This window comes from Nonomuraea dietziae (assembly GCF_014195505.1).
In the GTDB taxonomy this organism is placed as follows: domain Bacteria; phylum Actinomycetota; class Actinomycetes; order Streptosporangiales; family Streptosporangiaceae; genus Nonomuraea; species Nonomuraea roseola.
Genome location: NZ_JACIBV010000001.1, coordinates 952,751 through 967,439 on the forward strand (window position 1 = coordinate 952,751; position 14,689 = coordinate 967,439).

Annotated in this window: 14 protein-coding genes; 9 read left to right on the forward strand and 5 right to left on the reverse strand. The window is 71.6% G+C overall.

Going from position 1 to position 14,689, the window contains the following annotated elements; translation table 11 throughout:
* The first annotated feature begins 252 nt into the window (after positions 1-252).
* From FHR33_RS53170 to FHR33_RS04880, 3 genes are all read left to right on the forward strand, one after another.
* Entirely contained in the window at positions 253-789 is a 537-nt protein-coding gene (locus FHR33_RS53170; RefSeq protein WP_376773278.1) for a GNAT family N-acetyltransferase, read from the forward strand.
* Positions 790-1,010: 221 nt separating this feature from the next.
* Positions 1,011-1,739 (forward strand): class I SAM-dependent methyltransferase, encoded by a 729-nt coding sequence (locus FHR33_RS04875; RefSeq protein ID WP_183644101.1) that lies wholly within the window; start codon positions 1,011-1,013, stop codon positions 1,737-1,739.
* A gap of 98 nt (positions 1,740-1,837) precedes the next feature.
* Positions 1,838-2,497, forward strand: coding sequence for a class I SAM-dependent methyltransferase (locus FHR33_RS04880; RefSeq protein ID WP_183644104.1), 660 nt, complete (start codon positions 1,838-1,840; stop codon positions 2,495-2,497).
* 108 nt (positions 2,498-2,605) lie between these two features.
* Here the strand turns inward: FHR33_RS04880 and FHR33_RS04885 are convergent, their stop codons facing one another.
* From FHR33_RS04885 to FHR33_RS04905, 5 genes are all read right to left on the reverse strand, one after another.
* Positions 2,606-3,028, reverse strand: coding sequence for an HflX-like GTP-binding protein (locus FHR33_RS04885; RefSeq protein WP_312895368.1), 423 nt, complete (start codon positions 3,026-3,028; stop codon positions 2,606-2,608).
* Positions 3,029-3,235: 207 nt separating this feature from the next.
* Positions 3,236-3,655 carry a hypothetical protein gene (locus FHR33_RS04890; RefSeq protein WP_183644107.1) on the reverse strand — a complete coding sequence of 140 codons (420 nt, stop codon included), beginning with the start codon at positions 3,653-3,655 and terminating at the stop codon, positions 3,236-3,238.
* 309 nt (positions 3,656-3,964) lie between these two features.
* Positions 3,965-5,128, reverse strand: a complete 1,164-nt coding sequence (locus FHR33_RS04895; protein WP_221240939.1) for a carbohydrate-binding protein — start codon at positions 5,126-5,128, stop codon at positions 3,965-3,967.
* An 11-nt stretch (positions 5,129-5,139) separates the two neighbouring features.
* Entirely contained in the window at positions 5,140-7,536 is a 2,397-nt protein-coding gene (locus FHR33_RS04900; protein WP_183644110.1) for a PQQ-dependent sugar dehydrogenase, read from the reverse strand.
* A gap of 179 nt (positions 7,537-7,715) precedes the next feature.
* A complete protein-coding gene (locus FHR33_RS04905) occupies positions 7,716-8,354 on the reverse strand; it encodes an Lrp/AsnC ligand binding domain-containing protein (protein WP_183644113.1) in 639 nt (212 codons plus the stop codon).
* 110 nt (positions 8,355-8,464) lie between these two features.
* Between FHR33_RS04905 and FHR33_RS04910 the strand changes: the two genes are divergently transcribed.
* From FHR33_RS04910 to FHR33_RS04935, 6 genes are read left to right on the forward strand one after another with little or no spacing between them, the layout of a single operon-like run.
* Complete coding sequence (locus tag FHR33_RS04910) at positions 8,465-10,042, forward strand: ABC transporter substrate-binding protein (protein ID WP_183644115.1); 1,578 nt, start codon at positions 8,465-8,467, stop codon at positions 10,040-10,042.
* A gap of 9 nt (positions 10,043-10,051) precedes the next feature.
* Positions 10,052-11,167: an ABC transporter permease gene (locus FHR33_RS04915; RefSeq protein WP_183644117.1), complete on the forward strand. Its 1,116-nt coding sequence runs from the start codon at positions 10,052-10,054 to the stop codon at positions 11,165-11,167.
* Positions 11,164-12,009 (forward strand): ABC transporter permease, encoded by an 846-nt coding sequence (locus FHR33_RS04920; RefSeq protein WP_183644118.1) that lies wholly within the window; start codon positions 11,164-11,166, stop codon positions 12,007-12,009. The genes FHR33_RS04915 and FHR33_RS04920 overlap by 4 nt, the downstream gene beginning before the upstream one ends.
* Complete coding sequence (locus FHR33_RS04925) at positions 12,009-12,824, forward strand: ABC transporter ATP-binding protein (RefSeq protein WP_183644120.1); 816 nt, start codon at positions 12,009-12,011, stop codon at positions 12,822-12,824. The genes FHR33_RS04920 and FHR33_RS04925 overlap by 1 nt, the downstream gene beginning before the upstream one ends.
* Entirely contained in the window at positions 12,821-13,729 is a 909-nt protein-coding gene (locus FHR33_RS04930; RefSeq protein ID WP_183644122.1) for an ABC transporter ATP-binding protein, read from the forward strand. Before FHR33_RS04925 ends, FHR33_RS04930 begins: the two co-directional genes overlap by 4 nt.
* Positions 13,729-14,688: a M24 family metallopeptidase gene (locus FHR33_RS04935; protein WP_183644125.1), complete on the forward strand. Its 960-nt coding sequence runs from the start codon at positions 13,729-13,731 to the stop codon at positions 14,686-14,688. The genes FHR33_RS04930 and FHR33_RS04935 overlap by 1 nt, the downstream gene beginning before the upstream one ends.
* Position 14,689: the final 1 nt, after the last annotated feature.

Here is a 14,689-nt window from a genome sequence, read left to right on the forward strand (position 1 = left end):
GCGGCGGCGACGGTCGCGGCTGCGGGCGGGACGCGTGCGGGAGCGGGCGTGCGAGAGGAGGCGGGTGTGCGGGACGCGTGCGGGAGCGGGCGTGCGAGAGGAGGCGGGCGTGCGGGAGCGGGCGTTCGGGGGCGGGCGTTTCGGGGCGGGCGTTTCGGGGGCGCGGAGCAGCGCGCCGGACGGTCGTGCGAGGATCCGGGGATCGTGCACGACCACTGTGGAGGATGAGAATGTTCGCCGTTCCCCTGGGTGATGGAGCTGAGCTTCGGCCACTGGAGCCCTGGCAGGCCGAGGAGTTCCTCGCCCACATGGATCGCGGCCGTGAGTTCGTCGGCCAGCACATCGGGCTTCCCGACGTGGTGGGCGACCTCGACTCCGCGCGCAGATGGCTCCAGTCGTACGCCGACAGGGCCGCCGCCGACACCGGGCGGCTGTACGGCATCTGGCTCGACGGGCTCCTCGTCGGCGGCGTCCTGTTCAGGGTGTTCGACGCGGGCATGGGCACCTGCGAGGCCGGGTGCTGGCTGGAGCCGGCCGCCGCGGGACGCGGCCCTGGTCACCCGCGCGGCGCGCGTCATCATCGACTGGGCGATCACGGAGCGCGGCATGCACCGGGTGGAGTGGCAGGTCTCCTCCAAGAACACGCCGAGCATCAACGTGGCCAGGCGCCTGGGCATGAGCCGCGACGGGGTCCAGCGAGAGAACAGCCTCCACCGGGGCGTACGGCAGGACACCGAGATCTGGTCGGTGCTCGCGCCCGAATGGCGTTCCGCGCACGGCACCGCCTGACGGGCTCTCCCGTCAGACCGCGTGCGATCACGTGAGACGGAGGAGGGGGGTGACGGTGTGACGGTAGTCGCCCGCGCTCCCCTGGCCGCGCGTCCCCCGTGCAGACGGCCGGGGCTGCTACCGCGGGTCTTTCAGCGAACCGGACGATGGGCGGACCCTGCGAGCTCGCGCCGGCCGAAAACACCTCGCCGGAGCGCCTGATCGCCGGATATGGTCGCCGGGTGCCCGATGCGATCTTCTCCCACCCTCGTCTCGCACCCGTCTACGACGCCTTCGACGGCGAGCGCGATGATCTGACGGCCTACCTCGACATCGTCGAGGAGCTGGGCGCCGACCAGGTGCTCGACGTCGGCTGCGGGACAGGATCCCTGGCCGTCCTGCTCGCCGAGAGGGGCCGCACTGTCGTGGGAGTCGATCCGGCCGAGGCGTCACTTGAGATCGCGAGGTCGAAGGATCGAGCCGCAAGCATCACCTGGGTCCACGGGGATGCCACGGCAGTGCAGGGGCTCGGCGCCGATCTCGCCGTGATGACGGGAAACGTGGCGCAGGTCTTCCTCACCGACGACGACTGGACACGGACGCTTCAGGGCATCCACGCCGCACTTCGTCCGCACGGCCACTTCGTCTTCGAGACCAGGCGCCCCGAACGCCGGGCGTGGGAGGACTGGGCCGCCGACCCTGCTCCCATCGTCCTCGACGTCCCGGGAAGCGGGCCGGTGGAGCAGCGCCTTGAGGTCACCGACGTCAGCCTTCCGCTGGTCTCCTTCCGCCACACCTACAGGTTCCTGTCGGACGGCGCGGTGGTCACCTCCGACTCCACTCTCCGCTTCCGCGGCCGCGAGGAGGTGGAGTCGAGCCTGGTCGCGCACGGTTTCCGCGTGCTGGACGTGCGAGAAGCCGCTGATCGTCCAGGTCGCGAGTTCGTGTTCGTCTCCGAGCGCACGACCTGAGGTCGTCGGGGCGGTCCGCGTCCGCACCAGTCACCATCCGGTCCCGGAGGCAGCGGGAAAGACCGCGCGTGGGAGCGCTGATCGTTACGGTGATCGTCATGACGCTGCTGTCTCGCCTCGACCGTTTCAACCGGCGGCACCCGTGGAGCCACAACGACCACTACGGCCCGTGGGTCGCGTCCCAGGTGGCCTCCTCAGGGGCGGGCACCGTTCTCGACGTCGGATGCGGCACAGGCAACCTCGTCGCGCTGCTCAGCCGGCGCCCCTCCACCGTCACCGGGCTCGAGCCTCATCCCCCGACCGCCCGCGCCGCGGCGGAGCGCTTCGCCGGCGAGTCCGCGGTCACCATCGTCAACACCGACTTCGCCGGGCGTCCCCAGGGGCGCTGGGACGCCGTCACCCTCGTCGCCGTCCTGCATCACCTCCCCCTGGCACCCACCCTTCGTGAGCTGCGCGGCTGTCTGACCCCAGGCGGGCGCCTCGTGATCGTCGGCTGCTACCGGGAGTCAGGACCCGCCGACCTGCTCGCCGCCCTGCCTGCCATGGCGGCCAATCCGATCATGGGGCTGGTCAAACACCCGGCCCGCGCCGAGGCGCCGCCCCTGCACATGACGGCGCCCACCACCGAGGCCCGGGAGACCCTCGCCGACATCCGGGCCGCGGCAGCGAGGGAGCTGCCCGGCGCCCGGATCCGGCGTCGCCTCTTCTGGCGATACACCCTGGTCTACGACGCCCCGCCGGCCGCGGCGGGGCTCTGACGCCGCATCCGGCACCGCTGACCAGCCGGGACACGCCTCCACGGCCCTCCGCCGCCGTCTCCGCCTTCCGCGCGGCCGGCCTTCATCCCGCGGCAGGACGCCCCGAGGTCACACCCGCAGGTCGGTGGAGCTGATCACGGGGCAGCCGACGAGCTCCGCGAGCACGTCGCGCTGGTGATCCGTCAGCGGAGGGAGAAAGACGACCGCGTCGGCGCCGCTCTGCTCACGAGCCAGCGCGATCTCACGCGCCTTGCCCGCGCTCACCAGCGTGCGCGAGGAGTAGGGCCTGTCCATCGCCTTCACGCCGCCGTCGGAGACCCCCCTGCGCTGCACCACGCACCCCACCACGCGAGCGCCGAGGGCCGTCACCGCCTCGGCGAGTTCGGCCATGAGGATGGCGTGCCGCCGCTGCCTGGCGGAGAAGAAGCCGACGAGGAGGACGTCCCCGCCCGACAGCGTCACCGGCGAGGAGTCCCGCCGCCTCTTCGGGCGCGGGGCGCGGCCCCGCCGTTGACGTCCGTGCCACTTCACGACGGACACGGTAGCGCTCGCCCGCCAGGCGCCCTGCCTGGCTTCCCCGGCGGGACCCGCGATCAGCCGGGCCATCACCCCCAGGCGGCCGGCATCCGCTAGGCGCGCGGCCGCCGGGCCTGGCCAGCAGCGCGGGGGCGGCCACCAGGCTCGAGGCGGCGAGGAACGGCGCGCTCAGCCCGAACAGGCGCGCCAGCACGCCGCCCATCAGCGCCCCCAGGCCCGCCGCGCCCATCCCGAAGAGCCGGAACGCCGCGCCCACGCGTCCGAGCAGGTCGTCGGGGGCAGGGCCTGGCGGGCCGACCCGACGGCCACGCTGGTCAGCGTCGCTCCCGCGCCGCCGACGGCGAGCAGGCCGCCCGTCATCCAGACGTTCGCGTCGGCGAGGACGCCCAGCCACACCAGCGCCTGGACGCCGAGTGCGAGAGCCGTCGTCTGCCGGTAGGACAGCCGCCTGGTGAGGGCGCGGGCCCGCCATCCGGCGACGACGCCGCCGACCGCGCCCGCGGCCACCAGCGCGCCGTACGCCGCGGCCGGTACGGCGAGCACGTCCGTGGCGTACAGCACGAAGGTGGCCAGGACGAGGTTGAAGCCGCAGTTGTAGGCGCCGAGGCTGAGCGCGAGCACCCACAGCTCCCGCCTTCGGAACACGTGGCGCGGGCACGCTCGCGCCGCCGGTGACGACCAGGACGGCGGCCACGGTGAGGACCAGCGCCCTGACCAGGTCGGCCGCCAGCATGATCCGCCGCCGGTTCCAGCGATCGACGAGAGCACCCGCGGGCAGGCCGATGACCAGCCAGGGCACGAAAAGGCGGCCGTCACCGCCGCGACGGCGAGCGGATCCCTGGTCAGGCAGCCGGCGAGGAGCGGGGCAAGCCCTTGACATGCGGGCGCGCCACCGCGGGCGCGACGACCCTCGGTGGCGCGCGCGGGCCGTCAGGCCAGGATCTCCAGGTAGTCGAAGTTGGGGCAGCCGCCCGCCGTGATGGCGGTGGCCCTGATCGTGTTGGCGCCAGCGACGAGCGGGACCGTGATGCTCCTGTTCTGCCAGGTGCTCCACGCGCCGGTGGCGGGGAAGTCCACGTTCGTGCTCGCCCCGTTGACGGCGATGGCCACCTGCCTGCTCGTCGTGGTGCCGTTGGCGTAGCGGAAGGTCAGGGTGGCGCTGCCCGCCGCGGGGGCGTGGTGCGCCCACTGGACGTAGGCGCCCGCCACGTTGTCGGTGTTGACGAAGCCGGTGCCCGAGTAGCCCGCGTGGTCGGAGTTCACCACGCCGCGCGAGATCGTCGCGTTCTCAGCCTCCAGCCTCGTCCCTGTCGCCTCCACCAGCTTGTAGGCGCGCAGGTCGGTCAGCAGCAGGTGGCAGTTCTGCAGCGATCCCGAGGTGTCGCCGAGCGAGCGGTAGATGCCCCACTTGGGGCGGACCCTGTCGCCGAGGAAGGTGTCGACGCCGGTCTTCGTGGCGTCGACGACGGTCGTGCCCGCGCTCCTGACGACCCATCTGACCGAGCCCGCGCCGCCGTCGCCGATCTTCATCTCGTACTCGATGTCGATCCACCTGTTCTGCAGCGGCACCAGGTCGGTCCGGCCGACCAGGATGTCCTGCTCGAAGATCTTGTGCTCGATGGTCTGCGCGCCGTTGACCCTGCGCAGCGAGGTGACGGTGATCGGACCCGTGCCGGTGCCGGGCATCTTGGTCTGCATGATGTGGGTGAAGGAGGTCGTGGCCTTCAGCGAGGAGGGGATGTACATCGAGTACGTCAGCCGCCAGGTCTCGCCGTTCAGCCACCGCAGGTAGCCGCCGGGCGTGCGGTTGCCCGTCACCTCGTGCCGCTGCCTGTCGGTGGAGGTGTCGCGGTCGACCGTGTGCATGGTGAAGCGGAAGTTGTCGCCCTCGGTGGAGATGTGCGGGGCTCCGGCGGGGTGGGAGCCGGCCCTGTCGTCCTCGATCGTCTCGAAGGCGCGCAGGCCGTCCACGCCCGCCCTGGGCGACCACATCAGCTTCCAGGCCGGCGCGGCCACGGCCGGGCGGCCCTGCAGCTGCGGGGCCAGGACCGCCGCTCCGACGAGCGCGCCGAGCTGGCGTCGCGACAGACGCATGGCGGTCCCTTCTACTGGATCGTCGAGCGCCTGATCACGTCGGCGCTCCCGTTGCCGTTGTTGTCGGAGTTGCTCGATCCGAACCAGATGGCGCCGGCGTTGGGCACCTTCTCCACCAGGCGGAGCCTGCCGTACGTGCTGGTGAAGTAGGAGTTGACGGAGGAGACGTTCTCCCCGTTGAGCACGACGCGCCACAGCCGCTGGCCGCGCAGGGTCGCCACGAAGACGGTGTTGTTGACGATCGCGATGCCGCTGGGCGAGGCCTCGGAGACCGTCCAGGTGTGCTTGGGGTTGGTCATGCCGGAGACGTTGCAGGTGCCCTCGCAGGTGGGCCAGCCGTAGTTCTTGCCCGACTGGATCAGGTTGAGCTCGTCACGGGTGGCGTTGCCGAACTCCGAGGACCACAGCCGTCCCGCGGAGTCCCACGCCAGGCCCTGCGGGTTGCGGTGGCCGTAGCTGTAGACGCGGGTGCCGAACGGGTTGCCGGGGGCGGCGGCGCCCGTCTTGGTGATGCGCAGGATCTTGCCGTTGAGCGAGGAGAGGTTCTGGGCGGTGCTGGTCTGCTGGGCGTCGCCGGTGGTGACGTACAGGTGGCCGTCGGGGCCGAACCTGAGGCGGCCGCCGTTGTGGTAGCGGTTCTTGGCGATGCCCTGCAGGACGGAGGCGTAGCCGCTGAGCGAGGTGCCGTTGAAGTTCATCTTCGCGACCCTGTTGCCCTCCGAGGCGGTGTGCATGAAGAACACCTCCTGGTCGGTGGTGCCGTTCCAGCCAGGCGAGAAGTCGATGCCCATCAGGCCGCCCTCGCCGTCGGTGGTCACGACGTTGGGCACGGTGCCGACCTGTGACTTGGCGCCCGAGGGTGTCACCTTGAAGACTCTGAACGTGTCGCGCTCGGTCACCAGCGCGTAGCTGCCGTCCGGGGCCCACGACAGGTCCCACGGCACGTCCCAGCCGCCGGCGATCGTCGTCGGGGTCTGCGGCACGCTCCCGCACGAGCCCGTCGTGAAGGCGGCCGACGGCGCGCTCGGCGTGGAGAGCTGGTTGGCGGTGTCACGGGCGACGACGCGCAGCTGGTAGGTCCTGCCACACTCGAGAGGGACCGTGGCGGTGGTCGCGGGCGGGCTGCCCGTGATGGTCTGTAGCACGGTGTCGGCGGCGTCGCGGATCAGGTAGGCGCGCACGCCGGTGTCGTCGGTCGAGGCGCCCCACGTGAGCGTGGCCTGGGTGGGCCGCACGCCTGAGACGGTCGGCTGGCCAGGCTGGGTGGGCGGGTTGTCCGCCGGTGCGGGCAGGGTGCGGCAGGCGGCCTCGGGGCTGCTGAGTGAGACGTTGCCCGAGGCGTCGCGGGCGAAGACCGACAGCTGGTAGCCGAAGTCGGGGTTCAGGCCGCTCAGCGTGTACGGCGAGGCCGGCGCCGTCGCGATCTGGGTGCCCTGGTGGAAGATGTCGTAGGCCACGACGCCGAGGTTGTCGGTGGAGGCGCCCCAGGTCAGCTTGAGGCTGTTGTGTGTGATCTCGCTGCACGACGGCTGTCCTGGCGGGGTGGGCTTCTCGGTGTCGCCGGGGCCGCTGACGCGCAGCCTGTCGAGGTTGGGCCCGCCGTTCGCGGTGGCGGCGGTGGCCCTGACGACGTTCGCGCCCGCGTTCAGCGTCGCGTTGACGGTGACCTCCTGCCAGGTGGTCCACGCGCCGGTGCCGGGGAAGTCCCTGGCGACGACGGTCCCGTTGACCGAGATGTCCAGCGGCCTGTTGGTCGTGGTGCCGTTGGCGTAGCGGAAGGCCAGCGCCTGCTGTCCTGCGGCGGCCGCGCTGACGGTGAACTCCACGTAGGAACCCGCGACGTTGGCGTAGTCGACGAATCCCGAGCCCGTGTAGCCGGCGTGCTTGGTGTCGACGACGCCCTGGGAGATCGTCGCGCTCTCGGCCTGGTAGTCGGTGAAGTCGCTGGGCGCCTGCACCTCGAAGTCGAGGAAGTCCCAGTTGGGGTTGCCGCCGACGGCCGAGGCGGTCGCCCTGATCGTGTTCTGGCCGGCGACCACGGGGGCGGTCAGCGTGCTGGTGGCCCAGGTGGACCAGGCGCCCGTGGGGCCGAAGGCGCGGTCGTCGGCGACGAGCGTGCCGTTGACGGAGATGTCGCTCGGCCGGTTGGCGGTGGCGCCGTTGGCGTAGCGCAGGGCGATGGTGGCGGTGCCCGCGTGCGGCGCGGTGACCGTCCACTGGGTGTAGGCGCCGGCCACGTTGTCGGCGTTGACGAAGCCGGTGCCGGAGTATCCGGCGTGGTTGGACTCGACCACGCCCTGGGAGACGGTGGCGTTCTCGGCCTCGTAACGGGTGGGCGCGGCGAAGGCGAGCGAAGGGGCGGACACGACGAGTAATCCCGTAAGGGCCAGAAGGGTGCGTAACGTCATCTGGGTCTCCGTGAAGAGATAGGAGCTTTGCACCGTGATCCCACAGAAAGTCACGGGGGTCAACGGAATTTAGGAAACTTTCCTAACTTCCATTCGCGGGCCGCCCTTCAGAAGATCCACCTGAGGAGGACCGGTCCGGCCGGCCCTCCTCGGCCACGCGGCGAAAGACATGGGAGGTCTCAGCCTCCCTCCTTCCTGAGCGCCGCCCTGCCCTCGGCCGCGCCGACGAAGCGCATCTTTCCCAGCGGCACCTCCGCGGGCTCCGGAGCGGCGGGCCGCCTGGCCGTACGGCCTGCGTCCCTGTCGGTGGGCAGCACGTACGGCCGCCTGAGCACCTCGTCGAGGATGAAGACCGTCTCGGTCGCCTTCACCGCGGGGATGTTGGCCATGCGCTCGGTCACCAGCCTGTGCACCGCCGCCACGTCGGCCATCCGCACCTGGATCATGGCGTCGTGCTGGCCGGTGGTGATCGCGCAGTACTCCACCTCGGGCATCCTGGCCAGCTCGGCCCTGAACTGCTTCCACATCTGCTGCCGCACGGTCACGAAGACCAGCGCGGTGATGCCGAGCCCCGCCCTGACGTGGTCGATCTCCGCGGTGAACCGCTTGATCGCCCCGTCGGCCCTCAGCGCCTCGAACCTGGTGTAGGCGTTCGCCCGCGAGATCCCCACCCGCTCGGCCAGCGCCGCCACCGAGATCCTTCCGTTCTCGCGCAGGACCTCGAGGATCTTCATATGGATGCCGTCCAGTTCGAGCCCGATGCCGATCCGTCCAGAAGGATCAGCTGGGCGTCCGCTATTTGAAGACATTTCCGTCATTAGGTGATCAATCCCTTCACGTACGTCTCAGTCTTGTGACATGAGCTGGACATTCTGCCGGACAATCCAGCACCAATCGCAACCAACCGTCCAGCTTCGGAGGACACCCCATGGCGACCCGCTCTCAGACGGCAGCTCTGCTGGTCGTCGGTGCTCTCGCGCTCGCCGCCTGCTCCGCCGGCGGCGTCAAGCCGTCGTCCGCACCGCAGTCCGGCGCCAAGACCCTCGTCATCGACACGTCCTTCGACCTGAAGACCGCCGATCCAGGCCGCACCTACGAGCCGACGGGCCTGTTCGTCGGCAAGGCCGTCTACGAGACGCTGCTGACCTTCGACGGCGCGGACGTGACCAAGCCGGTCCCCGCGCTGGCCGAGTCGTACGAGCTGTCCGAGGACGGCAAGGTGCTGACCCTCAAGCTGAAGAAGGGCGCCACCTTCGCCGACGGCTCGCCGCTGACGGCCGACGACGTGGTCTTCTCGCTGACACGGGTGCGCGACATGAAGGGCACCCCCTCGTTCCTGCTCGACGGGGTCGAGATCGCCAAGACCGATGACACGACGATCACGCTGACGTCGAAGGCGCCCAACCCCGCGTTGCCCTACATCCTGCCCAACCCCGCCCTTGGCGTGATCAACAGCAAGGTCGCCAAAGAGCACGGGGCGACCACCGACGCCGGTGACAAGGCCGAGCAGTACCTGAACACCGCCTCCGCGGGCTCGGGGCCGTACACGATCGAGTCGTTCAACCTGTCGAGCCAGGTCGTGCTCAGGGCCAACCCCAAGTACTACGGCGCCAAGCCCGCCTACGACAGGGTCGTCATCCGCAACGTCGAGGCCGCCACGCAGAAGCTGAACGTGCAGCGCGGCGACAGCCAGGTGGCGCTCAACCTCTCCGGCGACCAGGTGACCGGCATGCCGGCGAACCTGCAGGTGAAGAAGACCGCCTCGGCCAACGTCATCTTCCTGCTCGCCAACCAGGACTCCTCCGTCAGCAAGACCACGCCCAACGCCAAGTTCGTCGAGGCCCTTCGCAAGGGCGTCGACTACGCGGGGCTGCTGGAGCTGGCCGGTGAGGGCTCGACGCAGGCGCCTGGGATCATCCCCTCGCAGCTGCTGGGCGCCCTGCCGCAGGACCAGGCGGCCAAGCGCGACGTCGAGGGCGCCAAGGCGGCGCTGGCGGCCAGCGGGCTGTCCAACCCGACCGTGAAGCTGGAGTTCCCGAGCGAGCTCACCGTCAACGGGCTGTCCTTCCAGCCGCTGGCCGAGCGGATCCAGGCCAACCTGAAGGAGGTCGGCATCACCGTCGACCTCGCGCCCGCGCCGGTCACCACCGCGCTCGACAACTACCGCAACGGCAAGGAGGAGCTCGGCCTGTGGTACTGGGGCCCTGACTACCCGGACCCGAGCGACTACCTGGCCTTCCTGCCCGGCAAGCTCGTGGGCCTGCGGGCCGGGTGGAAGGACGGCGCCGACAAGGCGGTCTCCGCCGCGGGCGACAAGGCGGCCACGACCATCGGCGACGAGGCCCGCAAGGCCGCCTACGCCGACGTGCAGACCAAGCTCAACGCCTCCGGCCCGTTCATCCCGCTCATCCAGCCGAGCCAGAACATCGTCACCGCCGCGTCGGTGACCGGACTGGAGTACCACCCGGTCTGGACGGTCGACCTCGCCGACCTCGGCGCCAAGTAGGCCGTCGCGATGACCGACCCCGACGGCCCCTCCGGTACGGCCACGGCCGTACCGGAGCCCCCAGAGAAAGCCGCAGGGACACGGGGGCGGCGGCGCGCCCTGCGGCATCCCCTCGCCAGGTTCCTCCTGCGCAGGGTCCTCATCGCGGTCCTGCTGGCCTGGGGCATCACGGTGGTGACCTTCGTCCTGACCAACCTCGTCCCCGGCGACCCCGCGACCGCCAACCTGGGCCAGCGCGCCCTCGGCGACCCGGCGATCGTCGCCCAGTGGCGGCAGGACCACGGCCTGGACAAGCCGCTCCCGCAGCAGTACCTCATCCACCTGGGCGGCATGCTGCAGGGTGACCTCGGCGTCAGCCAGCAGAGCCACCGCCCTGTCAGCCAGGACCTCGCGGAGACCGTCCCCGCCACGCTGGAGCTGGCGGGAGCGGCCATCGTGGTCTCCCTGATCCTCGGCGTCGCGTTCGGCGTGGTGGCGGCGCTGCGCAGGGACCGCCTGCCCGACCACGTGCTGCGGGTGCTCAGCCTGATCGGCATCTCGGTGCCGACGTTCTGGCTGGCCCTGGTGGCCTTCTACGTCTTCTTCTACCGGCTCCAGATCACCCCGGGCAGCGGTCGCATCGACCCCGGCCTGCAGGCCCCGCCGCCCGTCACCGGCCTCGCCACAGTCGACTCGGCGCTGGCGGGCCAGTGGGACGTCTTCGCCAGCGCGGTCGGCCATCTGCTCACCCCCGCGCTGGTCCTCGCCCTCTACACCATCGGCCTGCTCACCCGCTTCACCAGGAGCGCGGTGCTCGAGGTGCTCGGCCAGGACTACGTCCGCGCCGCCCGCGCCAAGGGCCTGCCCGGCAGGGTGATCCTGTTTCGGTACGTGCTCCGCTCGGCGCTGGTGCCCATCATCACGGTGGCGGGCCTCGCCTTCGGCAGCCTGCTGTCGGGCACCGTCCTGGTCGAGGCGATCTTCGCCTGGCCCGGTGTCGGGCAGTACGCCTACAAGAGCGCCACCACCCTCGACCTGCCCGCCGTCATGGGCGTGGGCCTGGTGGTCGGCGGGGTCTACCTGGTCATCAACCTGATCGTGGACGTGCTGTACGGCGTCATCGACCCCCGAGTGAGACTGCAGTGAGACGACGACTGCCCGAAGCATGGCGGCAACCCCTGGCCATCGTCGGCGGGGTGATCGCGCTCGCCTGGCTGGTGATCGCGCTGGCCGCCCCGCTGCTGGCCCCGCACGACCCGCTCGCCCAGGACCTGCCGAGGCTCGCCCCGCCGGGCGCCGACCACTGGTTCGGCACCGACCAGCTCGGCCGCGACATCCTCAGCAGGGTCATGTACGGCGCGCGCGTCTCCATCCCGTTGACGCTCCTCCTGGTCGTGCTGAGCCTGCTGATCGGCGGCCTGCTCGGCGCCTGCGCCGGCTACTTCGGCAGGTGGGTGGACGAGACGATCATGCGGGTCGCCGACCTCGTCTTCGCCTTCCCCACGGTCATCCTGGCCATGGTGGTCGCGGCGGCGCTGGGCGCGAGCCTGGTCAACGCGGTGCTCGCCGTCCTGGTGGTGGCCTGGCCCGCCTACGCCCGCGTCACGCGCGGGCTGGTGCTCGGCGTGCGGGAGCGGGAGTTCGTGCTGAGCGGCAGGCTGCTGGGCTTCTCGGTGTGGCGCTCGCTGCGCGTGGACGTGCTGCCGAACGTCACCGGCCCCGTGCTCGTGCTGGCCACGCTCGACATCGGCACCGCGCTGCTGCTGCTGTCGGGGCTGTCGTTCCTGGGCCTGGGCGCCAAGCCGCCCTCCCCCGAGTGGGGCGCGATGGTCGCGGGCGGCGTGGAGGTCTTCGACAGCTGGTGGGTGGCCACCTTCCCCGGTCTGGCGATCCTGACCGTGGTGCTGGCCTTCAACTTCCTCGGCGACACGCTGCGCGACGCCCTCGACCCCCGTACGGCCCGCGCCATCAAGGAGCGTGCGCTCTGATGCTCGACATCACCGATCTGAGGGTCACCATCGGCGGCAGGGACATCCTCGGCGGCGTCGACCTGTCGCTGCGGCAGGGCCAGGTCCACGGCCTGGCGGGCGAGAGCGGGTCGGGCAAGACCATGACCGGCCTCGCCGTCCTCGGCCTGCTCCCGCACGGCGCCAGGGCCACGGGCTCGATCGCGCTGGAGGGCAGGGACCTGCTCGGCCTGCGGCCCAAGGAGCTCAACAGGGTGCGCGGCGGCGAGATCGCCATGGTCTTCCAGGACCCCGCCACCAGCCTGCACCCCATGCTGACCATCGGCAGGCAGCTCACCGAGCACATGCGCCACCACCTCGGGCTCGGCCGCTCGGAGGCCAGGTCGAGGGCGGTGGAGCTGCTGGCGAAGGTCCGCATCCCCGGGCCTGAGGAGGCCTTCGGCCGCTACCCGCACCAGTTCTCCGGCGGCATGCGCCAGCGCATCGCCATCGCCATCGCGCTGGCCTGCTCGCCGAAGGTGCTCATCGCCGACGAGCCGACGACCGCGCTCGACGTCACCGTCCAGGCGGGAGTTTTGCGGCTGCTGCGCGGCCTGTGCGACGACCTCGGGCTGGCGGTGCTGCTGGTCACGCACGACCTCGGGGTGATGTCGGCGGTGGCCGACGAGGTGAGCGTGATGAAGGACGGCCTGGTGGTCGAGTCGGGCCCGCGCGGGCAGGTCCTGCGCACGCCCTCCCACCCCTACACCCGCTCCCTCCTGGACTCCCTGCCCGAGGCGCACGCCGTCCCGGGCGAGTCCGGGCAGCAGAGCGCAGGAGACGGAGAGACGGCATGACGACGCTGACGATCAGCGACCTGGTCGTGGAGCACCGCTCTCCAGGGCGGCCCGTGGTGCGGGCGGTGGCGGGGGCGAGCCTGACCGTCTCCCCCGGCGAGGTGGTCGGGCTGGTGGGCGAGTCGGGCTGCGGCAAGTCCACGCTGGCCAGGGCCGTGTGCGGCCTGCACCCCGCCGCCGAGGGCGAGATCACCTTCGGCGGCCGCCCGGTCAGCCCGCTGGGCCTGCGCAGGCGCGAGCTGACCGCGATCCAGATGGTCTTCCAGGACCCCTACGCCTCGCTGAACCCGCGCCGCCGCGTCGGCGACCAGATCGCCGACGGCCTGCGCACCGCAGGCGACACCACCACCGCCCCCGCCGACCTGCTGGAGCGCGTCGGCCTGCCCCGCGAGTTCGCCGGGCGGCACCCGCACGAGTTCTCCGGCGGCCAGCGTCAGCGCATCGCGATCGCCAGAGCCCTGGCGGCCAGGCCGTCGCTGCTCATCGGTGACGAGCCGATCTCCGCGCTCGACGCCTCGGCGCAGTCGCAGGTGGCCAGGTTGATGCGCGACCTGGCGGTGGACTCGGGCGCGGGGCTGCTGTTCATCAGCCACGACCTCTCGGTGGTGCGGCTGATCGCCGACAGGATCGCGGTGATGTACCTCGGCAAGATCGTCGAGGTGGGCCGGACGGAGGAGGTGTGGGCCGACCCGAAGCACCCCTACACCAGGGCGCTGCTGGGCGCGATCCCGCAGCCCGACGGCCTGGGCGTGCTGCCGGCGGAGCTGCCGGGCGACGTCCCAGATCCGGCCGACCCGCCCCACGGGTGCAGGTTCCACCCGCGCTGTCCGCTGGTCATGGACGTGTGCAGGGTGAAGGAGCCCGACTTCGGCCCCGTCGCCTGCTGGCTGCACGCCCCCGAGTGATGAGGGAGCAGCTGGTGCGCCAGGCGATGGCGGCGGCGGGCGTGGACGCGCTGGTGCTGCGCCCCTCCCCCGACCACCGCTTCCTCGGCGGCACGGGCGAGTCCTTCCTCGTCGTGCTCCAGGGCCGCCCGCCGGTCGAGACAAGCGATCCGGCCTCACTCGTGCCCAGGGGGGCGCGCAGGGTCGGCGTGGACGACGAGATGCGCGTCGCCGAGCTGTTCGCGATGCGGATCGACGCCGAGCTGATCCCCGCCTCGGCGGTGCTGCGGCCGCTGCGGCTCAGGAAGTCGAGCGAGGAGGTCGAGGCGGTGGCGCGGGCGGCGCGGGCGGCCGACGCGGTCCTGGCGGCCGCCCGTGAGCTGGCCTGGTTCGGCGCGACCGAGAGGGAGATGGCCGCCAGGCTGCGGACGCTCATGGTCCAGGGCGGCTGCGAGGAGATCCTGTCGGTACGGGTCGCCGCAGGAGAGCACACCGCCTCACGCGCGCAGCCGCCCACGGCGCGGGTCATCAATCCGGGCGACGCGCTGCAGGTGTCGGTCTGCGGCAGGTGGGACGGCTTCTGCGCCGAGGTGGCCAGGGTGTTCGCGGTGGCCGAACCTCCCGAGGACTTCGAGGCGATGTACTCGGTGGTGCTGGCCGCCAGGGCGGCGGCGCTGGAGGCCGTACGGCCGGGCGCCGCAGCCCTGCAGGTCGCGGTCCGCGCGCGCCAGGTGATCGAGGACAGCGGCTACGGCGACTTCGGCCAGGTGGGCGGCAGAGGAGTGGGCTGGGGCCACGACGAGGGGCCCAGGCTGGACGAGCCCGAGCCCCTGGCCGACGGCATGACCCTGTGCCTGGAGCCCGCCATCCACCTGAGCGGGCTGTTCGGCGCGCGGGTGGCCGACACGATCGCGTGCGGGCGCGACGGCGCGCTGCTGCTCACTCCCAGCTCCCCCGCCCTCCACGTGCTCGACCGCTGAG

Bases quoted from the DNA above. Each gene is read 5' to 3' on its own strand.
- FHR33_RS04915 (WP_183644117.1), top strand. From the start codon at position 10,052: ATGACCGACCCCGACGGCCCCTCCGGTACGGCCACGGCCGTACCGGAG.
- FHR33_RS04900 (WP_183644110.1), bottom strand. From the start codon at position 7,536: ATGACGTTACGCACCCTTCTGGCCCTTACGGGATTACTCGTCGTGTCC.
- FHR33_RS04935 (WP_183644125.1), top strand. From the start codon at position 13,729: ATGAGGGAGCAGCTGGTGCGCCAGGCGATGGCGGCGGCGGGCGTGGAC.
- FHR33_RS53170 (WP_376773278.1), top strand. From the start codon at position 253: ATGGAGCTGAGCTTCGGCCACTGGAGCCCTGGCAGGCCGAGGAGTTCC.
- FHR33_RS04895 (WP_221240939.1), bottom strand. From the start codon at position 5,128: ATGCGTCTGTCGCGACGCCAGCTCGGCGCGCTCGTCGGAGCGGCGGTC.
- FHR33_RS04910 (WP_183644115.1), top strand. From the start codon at position 8,465: ATGGCGACCCGCTCTCAGACGGCAGCTCTGCTGGTCGTCGGTGCTCTC.
- FHR33_RS04925 (WP_183644120.1), top strand. From the start codon at position 12,009: ATGCTCGACATCACCGATCTGAGGGTCACCATCGGCGGCAGGGACATC.
- FHR33_RS04905 (WP_183644113.1), bottom strand. From the start codon at position 8,354: ATGACGGAAATGTCTTCAAATAGCGGACGCCCAGCTGATCCTTCTGGA.
- FHR33_RS04930 (WP_183644122.1), top strand. From the start codon at position 12,821: ATGACGACGCTGACGATCAGCGACCTGGTCGTGGAGCACCGCTCTCCA.
- FHR33_RS04880 (WP_183644104.1), top strand. From the start codon at position 1,838: ATGACGCTGCTGTCTCGCCTCGACCGTTTCAACCGGCGGCACCCGTGG.